Source organism: Roseateles sp. Mitsp63 (assembly GCF_059491535.1).
In genome coordinates, this window is record NZ_CP168509.1 from 2,976,950 (window position 1) to 2,993,655 (window position 16,706).

General features: G+C 68.8%; 18 protein-coding genes. 10 read left to right on the forward strand and 8 right to left on the reverse strand.

Going from position 1 to position 16,706, the window contains the following annotated elements:
• The first annotated feature begins 11 nt into the window (after positions 1 to 11).
• The 3 genes from ACEN96_RS13130 to ACEN96_RS13140 all read left to right on the forward strand — a co-directional run bounded on the left by ACEN96_RS13130 (position 12) and on the right by ACEN96_RS13140 (position 2,911).
• A complete protein-coding gene (locus tag ACEN96_RS13130) occupies positions 12 to 590 on the forward strand; it encodes a Spy/CpxP family protein refolding chaperone (RefSeq protein WP_495588452.1) in 579 nt (192 codons plus the stop codon).
• 95 nt (positions 591 to 685) lie between these two features.
• Entirely contained in the window at positions 686 to 1,399 is a 714-nt protein-coding gene (locus ACEN96_RS13135; protein ID WP_343641821.1) for a response regulator, read from the forward strand.
• Entirely contained in the window at positions 1,400 to 2,911 is a 1,512-nt protein-coding gene (locus ACEN96_RS13140) for a sensor histidine kinase (protein WP_495588453.1), read from the forward strand.
• A 19-nt stretch (positions 2,912 to 2,930) separates the two neighbouring features.
• Here the strand turns inward: ACEN96_RS13140 and ACEN96_RS13145 are convergent, their stop codons facing one another.
• The 3 genes from ACEN96_RS13145 to trpS are packed head-to-tail and all read right to left on the reverse strand — an operon-like array spanning position 2,931 to position 5,805.
• Complete coding sequence (locus tag ACEN96_RS13145; protein ID WP_495588454.1) at positions 2,931 to 4,310, reverse strand: MATE family efflux transporter; 1,380 nt, start codon at positions 4,308 to 4,310, stop codon at positions 2,931 to 2,933.
• Positions 4,303 to 4,785 (reverse strand): DUF3717 domain-containing protein, encoded by a 483-nt coding sequence (locus tag ACEN96_RS13150; protein WP_495588455.1) that lies wholly within the window; start codon positions 4,783 to 4,785, stop codon positions 4,303 to 4,305. Before ACEN96_RS13150 ends, ACEN96_RS13145 begins: the two co-directional genes overlap by 8 nt.
• 15 nt (positions 4,786 to 4,800) lie before the next feature.
• Positions 4,801 to 5,805 carry a tryptophan--tRNA ligase gene (gene trpS, locus ACEN96_RS13155; RefSeq protein ID WP_495588456.1) on the reverse strand — a complete coding sequence of 335 codons (1,005 nt, stop codon included), beginning with the start codon at positions 5,803 to 5,805 and terminating at the stop codon, positions 4,801 to 4,803.
• A gap of 96 nt (positions 5,806 to 5,901) precedes the next feature.
• On the opposite strand from trpS, the gene purN reads away from it, so the two are divergent.
• The gene (purN, locus tag ACEN96_RS13160) at positions 5,902 to 6,540 is read left to right on the forward strand and encodes a phosphoribosylglycinamide formyltransferase (RefSeq protein ID WP_495588457.1); all 639 of its coding nucleotides are present in this window, start codon (positions 5,902 to 5,904) and stop codon (positions 6,538 to 6,540) included.
• A 57-nt stretch (positions 6,541 to 6,597) separates the two neighbouring features.
• Here the strand turns inward: purN and ACEN96_RS13165 are convergent, their stop codons facing one another.
• Positions 6,598 to 7,248, reverse strand: coding sequence for a DUF1345 domain-containing protein (locus ACEN96_RS13165; protein WP_495588458.1), 651 nt, complete (start codon positions 7,246 to 7,248; stop codon positions 6,598 to 6,600).
• 5 nt (positions 7,249 to 7,253) lie between these two features.
• On the reverse strand, positions 7,254 to 7,481 hold the full coding sequence (locus ACEN96_RS13170) for a DUF1653 domain-containing protein (RefSeq protein ID WP_495588601.1): 228 nt from the start codon (positions 7,479 to 7,481) through the stop codon (positions 7,254 to 7,256).
• 100 nt (positions 7,482 to 7,581) lie between these two features.
• Between ACEN96_RS13170 and ACEN96_RS13175 the strand changes: the two genes are divergently transcribed.
• The 3 genes from ACEN96_RS13175 to ACEN96_RS13185 all read left to right on the forward strand — a co-directional run bounded on the left by ACEN96_RS13175 (position 7,582) and on the right by ACEN96_RS13185 (position 10,980).
• Positions 7,582 to 8,850 (forward strand): RsmB/NOP family class I SAM-dependent RNA methyltransferase, encoded by a 1,269-nt coding sequence (locus ACEN96_RS13175; RefSeq protein WP_495588459.1) that lies wholly within the window; start codon positions 7,582 to 7,584, stop codon positions 8,848 to 8,850.
• 259 nt (positions 8,851 to 9,109) lie between these two features.
• Entirely contained in the window at positions 9,110 to 10,321 is a 1,212-nt protein-coding gene (locus tag ACEN96_RS13180) for a DesA family fatty acid desaturase (protein ID WP_495588460.1), read from the forward strand.
• Positions 10,322 to 10,461: 140 nt separating this feature from the next.
• The gene (locus ACEN96_RS13185) at positions 10,462 to 10,980 is read left to right on the forward strand and encodes a DUF3016 domain-containing protein (protein ID WP_495588461.1); all 519 of its coding nucleotides are present in this window, start codon (positions 10,462 to 10,464) and stop codon (positions 10,978 to 10,980) included.
• A gap of 70 nt (positions 10,981 to 11,050) precedes the next feature.
• On the opposite strand, the gene rpmG is transcribed toward ACEN96_RS13185, so the two are convergent.
• From rpmG to trxB, 3 genes are all read right to left on the reverse strand, one after another.
• On the reverse strand, positions 11,051 to 11,221 hold the full coding sequence (rpmG, locus tag ACEN96_RS13190; protein ID WP_058934741.1) for a 50S ribosomal protein L33: 171 nt from the start codon (positions 11,219 to 11,221) through the stop codon (positions 11,051 to 11,053).
• A 22-nt stretch (positions 11,222 to 11,243) separates the two neighbouring features.
• Positions 11,244 to 11,477 (reverse strand): 50S ribosomal protein L28, encoded by a 234-nt coding sequence (gene rpmB, locus ACEN96_RS13195; RefSeq protein ID WP_067067039.1) that lies wholly within the window; start codon positions 11,475 to 11,477, stop codon positions 11,244 to 11,246.
• A 236-nt stretch (positions 11,478 to 11,713) separates the two neighbouring features.
• Positions 11,714 to 12,673: a thioredoxin-disulfide reductase gene (trxB, locus tag ACEN96_RS13200; RefSeq protein WP_495588462.1), complete on the reverse strand. Its 960-nt coding sequence runs from the start codon at positions 12,671 to 12,673 to the stop codon at positions 11,714 to 11,716.
• Between the two features lie 181 nt (positions 12,674 to 12,854).
• Between trxB and ACEN96_RS13205 the strand changes: the two genes are divergently transcribed.
• The 3 genes from ACEN96_RS13205 to lolA all read left to right on the forward strand — a co-directional run bounded on the left by ACEN96_RS13205 (position 12,855) and on the right by lolA (position 16,646).
• Entirely contained in the window at positions 12,855 to 13,523 is a 669-nt protein-coding gene (locus ACEN96_RS13205; RefSeq protein WP_067067043.1) for a Crp/Fnr family transcriptional regulator, read from the forward strand.
• 109 nt (positions 13,524 to 13,632) lie between these two features.
• Entirely contained in the window at positions 13,633 to 16,011 is a 2,379-nt protein-coding gene (locus ACEN96_RS13210; RefSeq protein WP_495588463.1) for a DNA translocase FtsK, read from the forward strand.
• A gap of 11 nt (positions 16,012 to 16,022) precedes the next feature.
• Positions 16,023 to 16,646 carry an outer membrane lipoprotein periplasmic chaperone LolA gene (gene lolA, locus ACEN96_RS13215; protein WP_495588464.1) on the forward strand — a complete coding sequence of 208 codons (624 nt, stop codon included), beginning with the start codon at positions 16,023 to 16,025 and terminating at the stop codon, positions 16,644 to 16,646.
• Positions 16,647 to 16,706: the final 60 nt, after the last annotated feature.

Below are 16,706 nucleotides of genomic sequence, written 5' to 3' on the forward strand. Positions count from 1 at the left end.
GGAGATTCGAGATGGTCAAGAGCTTTTCCCGCCCCCTGAAGATGCTGGGCATCGCCGCGGCGATGAGCATGGCCGCCCTGGCGGCCCAGGCCCAGCAGGCCCCGGCCGACGCGTCCCCGCCGCCGCCCGCGATGCATCGCGGCGGTCCGGACTTCGGCGGCCCTGGCGGCTTCGGCGCGATGCACGGCCGGCTGCTGAAGGAGGCCGGCGTCTCCGACGCCCAGCGCGCCCAGCTCAAGCAGATCTTCGACGCCGCGCGCAACGACCTGAAGGGCCAGCGCGACACGATGCGCCAGCTGCATGAGCGCATGGAGGCGCTGTTCACCGCGCCGACGGTCGACGCCAATGCCGTCGAGCAGCTGCGCCAGCAGATCGCCGCGCAGCGCGAGGTCGCCTCCAAGCGCATCACGCTGGCGATGATCGACGCGTCGCGCGTCCTCAGCCCCGAGCAGCGCGCCAAGCTCGCCGAGCTGCGCAAGCAGGAGCGCGAGAAGATGAAGGCGCACATGAAGGACCGCATGCAGCACATGAAGGAGCGCCGCGGCGGCAATCCGGACAACCCGCTGCCGGCCCCCTTCACCGAGCGCTGATTCGCGAGAGGACGGCTATGCTTCAGACTTTCGATGAGTCCGCGGCGCGCGGCCAGGCCGATCCGGCCCGGGGCGCGGCCGCCTCGCAACGACCGATGAATCCACGACTGCTCCTGATCGACGACGATGCCCGCCTCACCGCGATGCTGGGCGACTACCTCAGCAGCGCCGGCTTCGACGTCAGCTTCGCCGGCTCGCTGGCGCAAGGCCGCACCGAGCTCGAGGCCGGCCAGTTCGAGCTGCTGGTGCTGGACCTGATGCTGCCGGACGGCGACGGCCTGGAGTTCTGCCGCCAGCTGCGCAGCGACAAGCGCTGGCGCCGCCTGCCGGTGCTGATGCTGTCGGCGCGCGGCGAGCCGATGGACCGCATCCTGGGCCTGGAGCTGGGCGCCGACGACTACCTGCCCAAGCCCTTCGAGCCGCGCGAGCTGCAGGCCCGCGTCAAGGCGCTGCTGCGCCGCACCGAGCCGCAGGCGATGGGCGACGAGGTGCTGCGCTTCGGCCGGCTGGAGATCGACCTGGCGGCCCGCCAGGTGCGCCTGGACGGCAATGCCTGCGACCTGACCAGCCACCAGTTCGACCTGCTGGTCGTGCTGGCGCAGAGCCCGGGCCGCGTGCTGTCGCGCGACCAGATCATGGATGCGCTCAAGGGGCATCCGCTGGAGGCCTTCGACCGCTCGATCGACGTGCACATCTCGCGCATCCGCTCGGTCATCGAGGACGACCCCAAGAACCCGCGACGGGTGCTGACGGTGCGCGGCGCCGGCTACGTGTTCGCACGCAAGCAGGACGCCGAAGGCCTCGACTAAGTGAAGGCGCTGTACCTCCGGATCTACGTCACCGTGGTGGTGGTGCTGCTGGCGTTCGCGCTGGGCAGCGCGTGGCTGTTCCAGGGGCGCATCGAGCAGGAACGCGGCAGCTTCGAGCAGGCCGCGTCGGAGCGCCTCGTGGCGCTCGCGGTGCTGGTGCAGCGAGCGCTGCCGCCGGCGACCGCGCCGGCCGATGAGCAGGCCGATGCCGTCGAGGACTGGGGTCAGCGGCTGCGCATGGCGCTGGCGCTGGAGGACTCGCGCGGTCACCGGATCGGGGCCTCGCCGCTGTTCGAGCGGCGCGAGGACCTGCCCGGTTCGCGCATCCAGCGCATTCCGCTGGACGACGGCCGGCATCTGCTGTTCCTGCGCCTGACCCGGCCGCCGGGCGTGTCGGGCCCGATCGGCCAGGCCGCGCTCGAGGCCGACGCGGGCGCGAGCGGCCCGAAGCGCGTCTTGCGCGAGCGCCGCGATCCCTTCTTCGATGGTCCGCCGCCGGACGTCCGCCCGCCGCGCCGCGAGGCGCGTCCCGAGGCGGAGCAGGCCCGGCAGCGCATGCTGGACCGGCTGGAGCAGCAGCGCCGCGAGGAGGCCGCCAATGGCTCCTGGCTGCCGGGCTGGATCCCGCGCCCGAGCGGCGAGGCGCTGGCGGTGCTGCTGGCCGTGCTGTTCCTGGCGGTGGCGGGCGGCGCCTATCCGGTGGTGAGGCGGCTGACGCGCCGGCTCGAGTCGCTGAAGTCCGGCGTCGAGCAGTTCGGCTCGGGCGATCTGAGCTTCCGCGTGGAGGACAACGGCAAGGACGAGGTCGCCGCGCTGGCGAGCAGCTTCAACCGCGCCGCCGAGCAGATCGAGACGCTGCTGCGCTCGCACAAGAGCCTGCTGGCCAACGCCAGCCATGAACTGAGATCGCCGCTGGCGCGGCTGAAGATGGCGTTCTCGATGCTGGACGACGCGTCGCCGGCGCAGCGGGTGCGGCTGGGGCAGGAGATCAACACCAACATCGCGGAGCTGGACGCGCTGGTCGAGGAAGTGCTGCTGGCGAGCCGGCTCGAGGGCGGCGCGCAGTCGCTGCGGCTGGAGCCGGTGGACCTGCTCGCGATCGCGGCGGAATCGGCGGCGCCGGCCGGCGCGGAGCTGGAGATCGAGCCCGGCATCGAACGCCTGACGATCAAGGGGGACGACCGGCTGCTGCGGCGCGCGCTGCGCAACCTGCTCGAGAACGCGCGCCGCTACGGCGGGCCCGTGGTCGAGCTGAAGATTCGCCGCGCCGGTCAGGAGCGGATCGAGTTGATGGTCTGCGACCGCGGTCCCGGTGTGCCCGAGCCGATGCGCGAGCGCATCTTCGAGGCCTTCTTCCGGCTGCCCGGACACGCCGAGGTGTCGGGCGGCGTGGGCCTGGGGCTCAATCTGGTCAAGCAGATCGCGACGGCCCACCAGGGCCACGTGCGCTGCGACGCGCGCGAGGGTGGTGGCAGCTGCTTCGTCATCACGCTGCCGCTGAACGCGAGCTAGGGCAGCGGCCGCGGAAGTCCTAGGCCCGGATCTCTCGGCGATGCACCAGCGCCAGCAGGGCGCCCAGTCCGATGGCCGCCGCCGCCAACCCGACCGACGCCGCGCTCCAGAACCCGCGCGCCCCTTGCATGATCGCTGGCAGCGCGACGTCATGCTCCCCGAAGGCGAGCCAGTAGCCGCCTCCCAGCCCCAGCCCCCAGATCGCGAACGCGTAAATGAGCATCGGCGCGGTCGCGACGTGATGCGCGCGCAGCACGAAGGCGGCGACGGTCTGCCCGGCGTCGGACACGTGGAACAGCCAGAGCCAGCCCAGCAGCGGCAGCGCGGCCGCGACGACCGCCGCGTCGCTGGTGTAGAGCCCCAGCACCTGCTCCCGCAGCGAGAACACCACCCCGCCCAGCACGAACGCGATCGCCAGCGCGATCTCCAGCCCATGCCACCCGAGCCGCCTTGCCGCCGCGTCATCCCGCGCGCCGAGCGCCTGCGCGACGAGCGTGCTGCAGGCGTTGGCCTGCGACAGCGGCAGCATGAACATCATCGCGACGAGGTTGGCGCACAGCTGGTGCCCCGCCACCGGTGTCGTGCCGAGCCGCGCGATGAAGATCGCCATGAAGGTGAAGCCGGTGACCTCGATCAGCACCGACGCGCCCATCGGCACGCCCAGCTTGACCAGCCGCAGCAGCGTGTCCTTGCGCGGCCGGTGCAGGCCCGCGCGGGCGAAGCCGAAGGGCGCATAGAACGGATCGCGCCTGAGCACCGCGAGCGCGATCAGCAACTGGCTCCACATCACGATCGCCGTGGCGATCGCGCAGCCCACCGCGCCCAGCGGCGGCACCTGGACCGGGCCGAGCGCGAAGCCGCCGATCAGCAGCGCGCTGGCCGGGAACTTCAACACCAGCCCGCCGATCTGCAGCGCCATCACCGCCTTGGGCCGCGACACCGCGGTATTGAAGCCGCGATACGCCGTGAACAGCAGCGCGGCCGGCAGCGCGACGCCCAGCATGCGCAGGTAGCCGCGCACCTTGGCGGCGATCTCCGGCCCGACTTGCGAAATCGCCAGGAAGGGCTGCGGGAACCACAGGATCAGCTCGCCGGCGACGGTCAGCGCCAGCGCGAGCCACGCCGCCTGGTGCAGGCTGTCGCCGGCCTCGGCCATGCGTCTGGCGCCGAACAGCTGGCCCGCGACCGGCGAGATCGCCAGCACCACGCCCATCAGCCCCACGAACACCGAGGTGTAGACCGCCGAGCCCACGGCCAGCGCCGCCAGGTCGGTCGCGGAATGCCGCGCCACCAGCAGCGTGTCGATCGTCGAGTAGGCCAGCACCGCCAGTTGCCCGATGAACACGGGCCACGCGAGCGGCAGGATCTGGCGCAGGCTCGCCAGACGGCTGCTATTCATTCGATGGGCCACCCGATGGACCGCCCGGCGCGTCCACGCCCGCCTCGCCGGACGAGGACGGCGCCTCCCGGCGCCGCTCGATCGCCCGCTCGGCATAGCGGTTGAAACGCCACGCCGTGCCCTCCAGCGTGATGCGCCGCCAGGTGGCGCGCTTCTCGCCCGGCGTGAACACCGGCCAGTCCTGCACCTCGTCGAAGCTGCGCCCGCAACCCTTGCAGAGCTCGTCGCCCTGGCTCGTCGAGCAGATCGCGATGCAGGGCGCGTCCGGCGTCGTGTCGTACCAGCGCAGCCAGGCGGCCAGCGCCGGCGCGGGCATGCTGTCCTCGTCGCACTCGGCCTCGTGGTGGAAGACCATCAGCGCGTAGACCTCCGCCAGCGCCCGCAGTTCGGGGCCCAGCGTCACGCCATCGCCGGGCGCGCGCTGGCGCCACCAGTTGATGGCGGATTCGATGTCGGTGATGTGGATGCCTGCCATCTCGAGCGATCCGGTTCAGTAGTCGATGCCCATCGCGCCGCGCACCTCGCGCAGCGTCTTGCGCGCCACCGCGCGCGCCCGTTCGGTGCCGACCTCGACGATCCAGTGGACCTTCTTCGGATCCGCCAGCAATTCGTCGGCCCGCTCGCGCCACGGGGCCTGCTCGTCATGGATCGCGTCGATCAGCGGCTGCTTGCAGTCCAGGCAGCCGATGCCGGCGCTGCGGCAGCCGGACTCGACCCAGGCGCGCGTGTCGCTGTCCGCGTAGACCTTGTGCAGCGCCCACACCGGGCAGCGCTCGGGCTCGCCCGGGTCGCCGCGGCGCGCGCGCTGCGGGTCCGTCTGCATCTTGCGCACCTTGTCGGCCACCACCTCCGGCGCGTCGCGCATCGCGATCGCGTTGCCATGGGTCTTGCTCATCTTGCGGCCGTCCAGGCCGGGCAGGCGCGAGGTCTCGGTCATCAGCGCCTGCGGCTCGGGCAGCAGCGGCGCGTAGAGGTGGTTGAAGCGGCGCGCGACCTCGCGCGTCACCTCGACGTGCGGCGCCTGGTCCTCGCCGACCGGCACGAACGCCGCCTTGTAGATCAGGATGTCCGCCGCCTGCAGCAGCGGATAGCCCAGCACGCCGTAGGTGGCCAGTTCACGGTTCTCCGCCACCAGCTCCTTGTAGCTGGGCATGCGCTCCAGCCAGCTCGACGGCGTGCTCATCGCCAGCAGCGTGAACAGCTCGGCATGCTCGGGCATGCGGCTCTGGATGAAGAGCGTCGCCTGCTCCGGGTCGATGCCGGCCGCCAGCCAGTCGACGACCATGTCGTAGACGTTGTGCTCCAGGCCCTCGCGGTGCTGGTAGTGCGTGGTCAGCGCATGCCAGTCGGCGACGAAGAAGAAGCAGTCGTAGGCCGCCTGCAGCCGCACCCAGTTCTTCAGCGCGCCGTGATAGTGGCCCAGGTGCAGCGCGCCGGTGGGCCGCATGCCGGACAGCACGCGCTGGCGCGAAGGGGGGAGGGGGAGGTCGGTCATGGCGATGGCGGCGGCGGCGGCGGGACGGCGATTGTAGGGAGCGGTGGCCCGCGAGGCGGCCGGTCACGTCCATGCCCTTGGCTACACTGCCGCCCCATGAAGAACATCGTGATCCTGATCTCCGGCCGGGGCTCCAACATGGAAGCCATCGTCCAGGCCTGCGCCGCCGGCGGATGGCCGGCCCGCATCGCCGCGGTGATCAGCAACCGGCCCGACGCGGCCGGTCTGGCATTCGCCCAGTCGCACGGCGTCGCCACGGCGGTCGTCGACCACAAGGCCTTCGGCAAGGGCGATGCCGCCCGCGTCGCGTTCGACGCCGAACTGCAGCGCGTGATCGACGGCTTCGACCCCGACCTGGTCGTGCTGGCCGGCTTCATGCGCATCCTGACGCCGGGCTTCACCGCGCATTACGCGGGCCGCATGCTCAACATCCATCCGTCGCTGCTGCCGGCCTTCCCGGGCCTGCACACGCATCAGCGCGCGATCGAGGCCGGCTGCCGGGTCGCCGGCGCGACGGTGCACTTCGTGACGGCCGAGCTCGATCATGGGCCGATCGTGGCGCAGGCGGTGGTGCCGGTGCTGGACGGCGACGACGAGGCGGCGCTCGCCGCGCGGGTGCTCAAGCTCGAGCACCGCATGTATCCGAGCGCCGTGCGCTGGTTCGTCGAGGGGCAGCTCGCCACCGAGGGCTCGCGCGTCAGCCATCGCGGCGCGGAGCCGCAGATGTTCAGCTGAAGGGCGGCCGAAGGCGGCTCGAAAGCGGCTCGAAGGCGATCCGGCGGTCGCGCCGGCTCAGCCCAGCATGCCCGCCAGGAAGTTGATCGTCAGCGCCAGCACGACGGTGTTGAACACGAAGGCCTGCACCGCCTGGACCAGCACCAGCCGCCGGAGCGGCCGCGAGCTGACGACGACATCCGAGGTCTGCGAGGTTGCCGCCACCGTCGCGGCGAAGTAGAGGAAGTCCAGGTAGTCGGGGGCGTCCTCGTCGCCGGGGAACTCCAGCCCATGCGGCGCTTTCGGTCCGCTGTGGAACAGCGACGCGTACGCCAGGCCGAACTCCACCGGCAGCAGCAGCCAGGAGCCGGTCAGCGTCGCCGAGGCCACCAGCAGATGCGGCCAGCCGGCGGCGATGCCGGCGTCCTTCAGCCGGGCCAGCTCGAGCGAGATCGCCGCCATGCTGGCCGCGCCGCCGATCATGGCCAGGATCAGCACCGTCGACACGCCGTCGGCGACGGCGCGGGCCTGGTCCTCGACGTCCTCCGCGCTGGTGCGCAGCATCATCCAGCCGATCAGGATCAGGTAGGTCCAGACGCCGGCGCTCCAGCCCAGCAGCGCCCGCGTATGCCACGCGAGCTCCACCGGCCAGGCGGCCGCGAGCAACGCGCCGGTCGCCGCGCCGATCAGCAGGCGAGGGCGGCGCCGGATCTGGTGCAGCAGCGGCATCGCGCTCAGCCGCCGATGCGCGCGAAGCGGGGCTGCGCGAGACCGTCGACCTCGACGCTGCCGAAGAACATCGCGTAGGGGCGCACCCACAACAGGCCGCTGTCGTTGTAGAGCGGCGCGTAGAGCACCAGCGGCTCCAGGGTCTCGCTGTGGCGCACCACGCCGCGGACCTCGTACTCGCCGCCCTTGTAATGACGGTAGCGGCCCGGGGCGGCCTGCGGCAGCGGCGCCAGCGGATCACCGGCGCCATGGGCGGCGGGGGCGGCGAGGGCCGGATTGGGGAGGTCGGGAGTGGGATCGCTCATGCGGGGCGGGTTCCGGGATAATCCGGCGATGCATCCTAATGCCCTTCTTGAACTCTGCGCCGAACTGGTGGACAGCCTGCTGCTGTTCGACAAGCCCGCCGACACCCTGGTCTCCGACTTCTTCCGCGCCCACAAGGCCCTGGGCCAGCGCGAGCGCCACACCCTCGCCGAAACCGCCTATGCCGTGCTGCGCAAGCGGGCGCTGCTGCAGCATCTCGCGCAGTCCGGGCGCGGTCCGATGGCGCGGCGGCTGGCGATCCTCGCCTGGGCCGGCAACGAAGCCTTCCTGCGCGGCGCCCTCAAGGAGGAGGAGCTGCAATGGCTCAAGCAGGTCGAGAAGGTCGACCGCAGCAAGCTGCCTGAGAAGCTGCGTCACAACCTGCCGGACTGGCTGGTCGATCCGCTGCGGCAGCGCCTGGGCGACGAGCAGTTCTGGCAACTGGCCGACGCCGTCAACGAATCCGCCCCGCTGGACCTGCGTGTCAACCTGCTCAAGGCCAAGCGCGAGGATGTCCAGGCCGCGCTGAAGGCCAAGGGCTTCGACTCGGCGCCGACGCCGTATTCGCCATGGGGCCTGCGCCTGGACGGCAAGCCGGCGCTGCAGAAGCTGGATGTCTTCATCAGCGGCCAGGTCGAAGTGCAGGACGAGGGCAGCCAGTTGCTGTCGCTGCTCACCGAGGCCAAGCGCGGCGAGATGGTGGTCGACTTCTGCGCCGGTGCCGGCGGCAAGACGCTGGCGCTCGGCGCCGCGATGCGCAACACCGGCCGGCTCTACGCCTTCGACGTGTCCGGGCACCGGCTCGACAAGCTCAAGCCGCGCCTGGCGCGCAGCGGGCTGTCCAACGTGTACCCGGTGCAGATCAGCAACGAGCGCGACGAGCGCGTCAAGCGTCTGGCCGGCAAGATCGACCGGGTGCTCGTCGACGCGCCGTGCTCGGGCCTGGGCACGCTGCGCCGCAATCCCGACCTGAAGTGGCGCCAGACGCCGCAAGGCGTCCAGGAACTGCATGACAAGCAGCTCGCGATCCTGAACAGCGCCTCGCGCCTGCTCAAGCCGGGCGGCCGGCTGGTGTACGCGACCTGCTCGCTGCTGGACGCCGAGAACGAGGCGGTCGCCCGCGAGTTCGCCCAGGCGCATCCCGACTTCACGCTGGTGCCCGCCCAGGACGTGCTGACGCACGCGCAGGTCGAGGCGGCGCAGGCGGCCGAGCTCTCCGAGGACGGTTTCCTGCGCCTGTGGCCGCACCGCCATCACAGCGACGGTTTCTTCGCGGCCGTCTGGGAACGGAAGAAGTAAGGCCTCCGCCGCTCGATTCGATTTACGAACAAATTGCCGGGCTGGGCGAAGGGTCAATGGCCTTGCGCCTCGGATTCCCGCCCCGATCTGAAGCGTTCGATCAATCACGCCTTCAGGGGCTTCCGGCCCGGAAGCGTCAAAAGACCGACGGGAATGCCGTATTCCTCGGCAAGATTTCTAGAGGGGCTCGCCTACAATCGTGGCTTCCTGTGGACAACTGGCTCCTCGCGAGCAGGGTTAGGACCGAATGAACGTATTGATGTCTGTGCACGATGCCGTCCTGAATTGGATGATCGACGGCCTCACCGGCGCCAGCTGGTGGCAGATCGTGGTCTTCACGCTGGTGGTGACGCATATCACCATCGCCGCCGTCACGATCTTCCTGCACCGCGCCCAGGCGCACCGCGCGCTGGACCTGGGCCCGATCCCGTCGCACTTCTTCCGCTTCTGGCTGTGGCTGACGACCGGCATGGTCACCCGCGAGTGGGTGGCCATCCACCGCAAGCACCACGCCAAGTGCGAGACCGAGGACGATCCCCACAGCCCGGTCACCCGCGGCATCAAGACCGTCATGACCCGCGGCGCCGAGCTCTATCGCGCCGAGGCCAAGAACCAGGAGACGATCAAGAAGTTCAGCCATGGCGTGCCGGACGACTGGGTCGAGCGCCACATCTACAGCGGCCGCTCGGTCTGGGGTGTGTCGCTGATGCTGATCCTCGACGTGGCGCTGTTCGGCGTTGCCGGCCTGGCGGTCTGGGCGACGCAGATGGCGTGGATCCCGATCTGGGCTGCCGGCGTCATCAACGGTGCGGGCCACTACTGGGGCTATCGCAACTTCGAGGCGACGGACGCTTCGACGAACGTGTCGCCGTGGGGCCTGATCATTGGCGGCGAAGAGCTGCACAACAACCACCACACCTATCCGACGTCGGCCAAGTTCTCGGTCAAGCCGTTCGAATTCGACATCGGCTGGGGCTACATCCGTGCGATGGAAATGATCGGCTGGGCCAAGGTCCGCAAGACCGCGCCGCAGATGAAGACGGGCGAGCTCAAGCCGGTGGCCGACAAGGACACGCTGGAAGCGATCATCGCCAACCGCTACGAGGTCATGGCGCGCTATGCCCGCGACCTGCGCGGCGTCTGCAAGGCCGAGCTGAGCCAGTTGAAGGCCGCGGGCCAGCAGCACAGCGACAAGTTCCACCAGTTCAAGCTGGCCAAGCGGTGGCTGCATCGCGACGCGGAGAAGATCCCGGCAGCCCTCCAGGCGCAGCTGGAAGGCGCCCGCGCCGCCAGCCCGGTGCTGGACAAGCTGGTGACGATGCGCGAGGAACTGCGTCAGCTGTGGACCCGCACGAACGTGTCGGCCGAGCAGCTGGTGCACGATCTGCAGGCTTGGTGCCGCAAGGCCGAGGAAAGCGGCATTGCCGAGTTGAAGGCCTTCGCGATGGGATTGCGCGCGGTGCGCGCCTGATCCTGGAGCAGGGGAGATGCCGTCCGGAGTGACGGTCATCACCCGGCACAGTTGAAGGAATGCAAAGGGCGCCCACTTCGGGCGCCTTTTTTCATTGAGGCGACCATAATTTGTCAGAACCGTCACACAAGGAGACTGACATGACTGCCTCGACCCTGATCAAGCGCACGGTGGTGTTCGGCTTGACGACCCTGAGCCTCGGTGTGCTGGCGTCGGTTGCCCAGGCGCAGGCGGAGGTGAACTTCATCAAGCCGGAGAACTTCTCCGACATCGGACGGATGTCGGTGGATCGCGAGAATGCGATGAAGCAGCTGGCCGATCACTTCAAGGCATTGGCTGCCCGGGAGTTGCCCGGCAAGCAGCTGAAGATCGACGTGACGGATGTGGACCTTGCGGGTGAAATAGAGCCACGTGCTCGCGATCAGATTCGTATCCTGCGCACGGTGACCATTCCGCGGATGAGTTTCAGCTATACGCTCAGCGAGAATGGACAGGTCCTGAAATCCGGCAAGGCGGATATCAAGGATATGGATTATCAAAACTCCCTCGGCAATCGCTACTTTGATACCGAGCCGCTGCGCTACGAGAAGAAGATGATCGACGACTGGATGGCCCGAGAACTGCTGGGCAAGTCGCGCATCGATCGCATGACGCCCTGAATCAGCCGTTCTCGCTCAGAAATGAAAAAACCCGCCAATTGGCGGGTTTTCTTCTTCAAGGAAGGCTGAATTACTTCAGCTTGGTTTCCTTGTACAGCACGTGCTTGCGTGCCTTGGGGTCGAACTTCATGAATTCCAGCTTTTCGGGCGTGGTCTTCTTGTTCTTGTTGGTGGTGTAGAAATGACCGGTGCCGGCAGTGGATTCCAGCTTGATCTTTTCGCGTCCGCCTTTGGATGCCATGGTGTCGCTCCTGGTTCAGTGATTAGGCTTGACCGCGAGCACGCAGGTCGGCCAGCACGGCGTCGATGCCGTTCTTGTCGATCAGGCGCAGGGCGGCGTTGCTGATGCGCAGGCGGACCCAGCGGTTTTCGCTCTCGACCCAGAAACGGCGGTATTGCAGGTTCGGCAGGAACCGGCGCTTGGTTTTGTTGTTGGCGTGGGAAACGTTGTTCCCGACCATGGGCTTCTTGCCCGTGACTTCGCAGACGCGTGCCATGAGGACACTCCGATATGTCATCCGGCGACCATCCCATTCGTTCCATCTGCTGGAGCGCGGGTGGCGGCCTCACCTCGCCATAGGGTGGCGGTAACCCATCTTCCTCGCGTCGAGATCCTTCACAGGTTTTCGGCGCAAGAAAAACGAAGAGTGTAGCAGAAATGAACCGGCCCGCGCAAAGGCGGGCCGGTGAGTGAGCGCAGGCGGGGAGGCGCAGGCCTCTCCCGCCGGCGCCGTCAGGCGGATTCCTGCTCGAGGAAGCGCTGTGCGTCGAGCGCGGCCATACAGCCGGTGCCGGCGCTGGTGATGGCCTGGCGGTACACATGATCCTGCACGTCGCCGGCGGCGAACACGCCCGGCACGCTGGTCATCGTGGCGAAGCCTTCGAGGCCGCTTCGGGTCCGGATGTAGCCGTCCTTCATCTCGATCTGGCCGGCGAAGATGTCGGTGTTGGGCTTGTGCCCGATCGCGATGAAGCAGCCTTGCAGCTTGATGTCGGTGGCCGAGCTGTCCTGCGTGCTCTTCACGCGCACGCCGGTGACGCCGCTGGCATCGCCCAGCACCTCGTCCAGCGTGTGGAACAGATGCAGCTCGATCTTCCCGGCCTTGACCTTGTCCATCAGCTTGTCGACCAGGATGGGCTCGGCGCGGAACTTGTCGCGGCGGTGGATCAGGTGGACCTTGCTGGCGATGTTGGACAGGTACAGCGCCTCTTCCACGGCCGTGTTGCCGCCGCCCACCACGCACACCTCCTGCTCGCGATAGAAGAACCCGTCACAGGTCGCGCAGGCGCTCACGCCGCGGCCCATGAAGGACTCCTCCGACGGCAGGCCGAGGTATTGCGCCGAGGCCCCCGTCGCCAGGACCACCGCGTCGGCGGTGTAGACGGCGCTGTCGCCGGTCAGCGTGAACGGGCGCTTGGAGAAGTCGACGCTGTTGATGTGGTCGAAGACGATCTCGGTCTGGAAGCGCTCGGCGTGCTCCTGGAAGCGCTGCATCAGCTCCGGCCCCTGCACGCCCATCACGTCGGCGGGCCAGTTGTCGACTTCGGTGGTGGTCATCAACTGACCCCCTTGCGCCATGCCGGTGACCAGCAGCGGCTTGAGGTTGGCGCGGGCCGCGTAGATGGCGGCGGTGTAGCCGGCGGGGCCGGAACCGAGGATCAACAGCTGGGCGTGGCGGGTGTTTTGGCTCATGACTGGGGAGATGGGGATGCGCACGGTGGACGCAAGGGTCGACAGCCTAAGGGGACTGTCGGCGTAGACCCTATGAACAGCCGTGAACAAATTGGCACAATGCATCCATTCTAGGTGGCGGGTCCCTCTGCCATCCTGGACACCACGATTGACCCTAACCCCCGACAGGAGGCACCCCTTCATGGCCATGTTGTCCAATTTGGATCTGATCCGCAGGGTTCCCTTGTTCTCCCTGCTGACCGCCGACCAGGCCCAGTCCATCGCGGACAGCGTGGTGAAGCGGCGATTCAAGCGCGGCGAATTGATCGTCGAGCAGGGCACCAAGTCCAACGCCCTCTTCATCCTGCTGAACGGCCGCGCGCGCGTGCTGACCGCCGACAGCCGCGGCCGCGAAGTCATCCTCGCGGTGCTGCAGCCCGGCGACTACGTCGGCGAGATGAGCCTGATCGACAACGAGCCGCATTCGGCGACCGTTCGCGCCGAGGTGCAGACCGACATGCTGGTGCTGGGCCGCGCCGATTTCGCGCGCGGCCTGCCGGAACCATCGAGCCTGGCCTACGGCATCCTGCGCGGCCTGGTCGCGCGGCTGCGCAACGCGGACCGCCAGATCGAATCGCTGGCCTTGCTCGATGTCTACGGCCGCGTCGCGCGCACGCTGCTCGACATGGCCGAGGAAGAGAAGGGCGTGAAGATCATCCGCGGCAAGGTCTCGCGCCAGGACATGGCGAAGGTCGTCGGCGCGTCGCGCGAGATGGTCAGCCGCGTGATGAAGGACCTCGAGGACAAGGGCGTGATCGAGACGCTCGAGAACGGCTCGGTGGTCATCAAGGAGCGCCTGCAGCACGATTGACGCGGCGGGGCCGGGCACGGACGGCGCAGACGTCCGCGCCTCAACGTTTCTTCACCATGCGGCCGGCGCCCGGGTCCGGGACCCGGGTCAGGTGCGTCACAATCGCGGGATGAGTTTTCCCGGTTCCCTGCTGGGCGGCGGTGACGACGCCGCCACGCCCGAGCGCCCCGCGCCGGCGCGCAAGTCCAAGAAGGCCGCGGCCGCCGCGGCGGCTCCCGTGGCGACGCCCAGTCCGCTGCGCACGCCGCTGTGGTTGCTGGCCGGCGCGCTGATCTGGTGCCTGGTCTTGCTCGCGATGGTCAGTCACGACCGCGCCGACGCCGCCTTCAGCACCGCCGGCACCTCGGCGCCAACGCACAACCGCGTCGGTTCGCTCGGTGCCTGGATCTCCGACCTGCTGCTGTTCGGCTTCGGCTACTCCTGCTGGTGGCTGATGCTGGCGTCCCTGCGCGCATGGCTGAGCGGCCTGGCGCGCCTGCTGCGCGCCGACGGCAGTCCCACGCCCACGCTCAGGCAGCGCCTGCCGGCCTTCGCCGGCCTCGCGCTGCTGATGGCCGCGAGCTGCGCGCTCGAATGGACGCGCCTGTACGGCTGGGAAGCGCGGCTGCCGGGTCACGCGGGCGGCGTGCTGGGCTACCTGCTGGGCCCGGCCAGCATGAAGCTGCTGGGCTTCGCCGGCTCGGGCGTGGTCTGGATCGCGGCGCTGGTGACCGGCGTCGCGCTGGCGCTGAAGTTCTCGTGGCTGCGCGCGGCCGAGCAGATCGGCACCTGGATCGAACGCCTGATCGAGAAGCGCGAGACCCGCCGCGAGATCGCCGAGGACAAGCGCGTCGGCAAGGAAGCCAAGCGCGAGCGCGAGGCGGTCGTCGAGGTCGAGCGCCAGGTCGAGGAGGAGCACCACATCCCGATCGTGATCGAGCCGCCGGTGCCGGAAGTGCCCAAGTCCACGCGCGTCATCAAGGAGCGCCAGCAGACGCTGTTCACCGACCCGGCCGACACCAAGCTGCCGCAGGTCGACCTGCTGGACGCGCCGCCGCCGCGCATCGAGACGGTCACGCCCGAATCGCTGGAGATGACCAGCCGCATGATCGAGAAGAAGTTGAAGGACTTCGGCGTCGAGGTGCGGGTGGTGGCGGCCTCGCCGGGCCCGGTGATCACGCGCTACGAGATCGAGCCGGCGACCGGCGTGAAGGGCTCGCAGATCGTCAACCTCGCCAAGGATCTGGCGCGCTCGCTGAGCCTGACCTCGATCCGCGTGGTCGAGACCATTCCCGGCAAGAACTTCATGGCGCTGGAACTGCCGAACGCGCGGCGCCAGACCATCCGCCTGTCGGAGATCCTGGGCTCGCAGATCTACGCGGACGCGTCGTCGGCGCTGACGATGGGCCTGGGCAAGGACATCGTCGGCCTGCCGGTGGTGGCCGACCTGGCCAAGATGCCGCACTGCCTGGTGGCCGGCACGACCGGTTCGGGCAAGTCGGTGGGCATCAACGCGATGATCCTGTCGCTGCTGTACAAGGCCGAGGCCCGTGATGTCCGCCTGATCCTGATCGACCCGAAGATGCTGGAAATGAGCGTCTACGAGGGCATCCCCCACCTGCTCGCGCCGGTCGTGACCGACATGAAGCAGGCCGCCAACGCGCTGAACTGGTGCGTCAACGAGATGGAGCGTCGCTACAAGCTGATGTCCAAGCTCGGCGTGCGCAATCTCGCGGGCTACAACAAGAAGATCACCGACGCGGCCGAGCGCGAGGAGAAGATCCCCAACCCGTTCAGCCTGACGCCGGAGGAGCCGGAGCCGCTCGAGCGCCTGCCTCACATCGTCGTCGTCATCGACGAACTGGCCGACCTGATGATGGTCGTCGGCAAGAAGATCGAGGAACTGATCGCGCGCCTGGCGCAGAAGGCGCGCGCGGCCGGCATCCATCTGATCCTGGCGACGCAGCGCCCGTCGGTGGACGTGATCACCGGCCTGATCAAGGCCAACATCCCGACGCGCCTGTCGTTCCAGGTGTCGAGCAAGATCGACTCGCGGACCATTCTCGACCAGATGGGTGCCGAGGCGTTGCTGGGCATGGGCGACATGCTCTACATGGCCTCGGGCACCGGGCTGCCGGTGCGGGTGCATGGCGCCTTCGTCAGCGACGACGAGGTGCACCGCGTTGTCGAGTACTTGAAGGAGCAGGGCGGCGAGCCCAACTACATCGAGGGCATCCTTGAGGGCGGCGTGCTCGATGGCGATGGCGGCGGCGATGGGCTGCCGGGCCTGACGGCCGGCGGCGACGGCGAAGCCGATCCGATGTACGACCAGGCGGTCGCGGTGGTGCTGCAGCACAAGCGGGCGTCGATCTCGCTGGTGCAGCGCCACCTGCGCATCGGCTACAACCGGGCGGCCAGATTGCTGGAACAGATGGAGAAATCCGGCGTGGTGTCGGCGATGGCCACCAACGGCAACCGCGACATCATCGTGCCCAAGCGAGACGAATGAGCAAGACCGACATGTCCCTCCGTTCCCTGATCCGAGGCCTGGCCGCGATCGCGCTGAGCGCCACGGCCGCGCTGGCCCATGCCGACGGCGTGAGCGCGCTGCAGCAGTTCGTCACCGAGGTGAAGAGCGGCCGCGCCAGCTTCACGCAGACCGTCACCGCGCCGGATGGCAAGCGCAAGAAGACGAGCTCGGGCGTGTTCGAGTTCCAGCGCCCCAACCAGTTCCGCTTCGCCTACGCGAAACCGGCGGAGCAATTGATCGTCGCGGATGGCAAGGAGGTCTGGGTCTACGACCCGGACCTGCAGCAGGCCACGGTCCGCCGCATGGATCAGGCGCTGGGCGCGACCCCGGTGGCGCTGCTCGCGGGCGGCGACCTGTCCAGGGACTTCGTGCTGAAGGCGCTGCCGGCGGCCAACGGGCTGGACTGGGTGCAGGCGACGCCCAAGCGCAACGACGCGAACCTGCAGAGCCTCAAGCTCGGCTTCAAGGGCCGCGAGCTGTCGGCGCTGGAGATCCTCGACGGTTTCGGCCAGCAGTCGGTGATGCAGTTCTCCGCGGTCGAGCCCAATGCCAAGGTGCCGGCCGAGCGCTTCCGCTTCACGCCGCCGCCGGGCACGGACATCGCGCGCCAGTGATCCGCCGATGAGCAACGCGTCGCTGTTCCCGGACGAGTTCGACCCCGTGCCGAGCGCCCA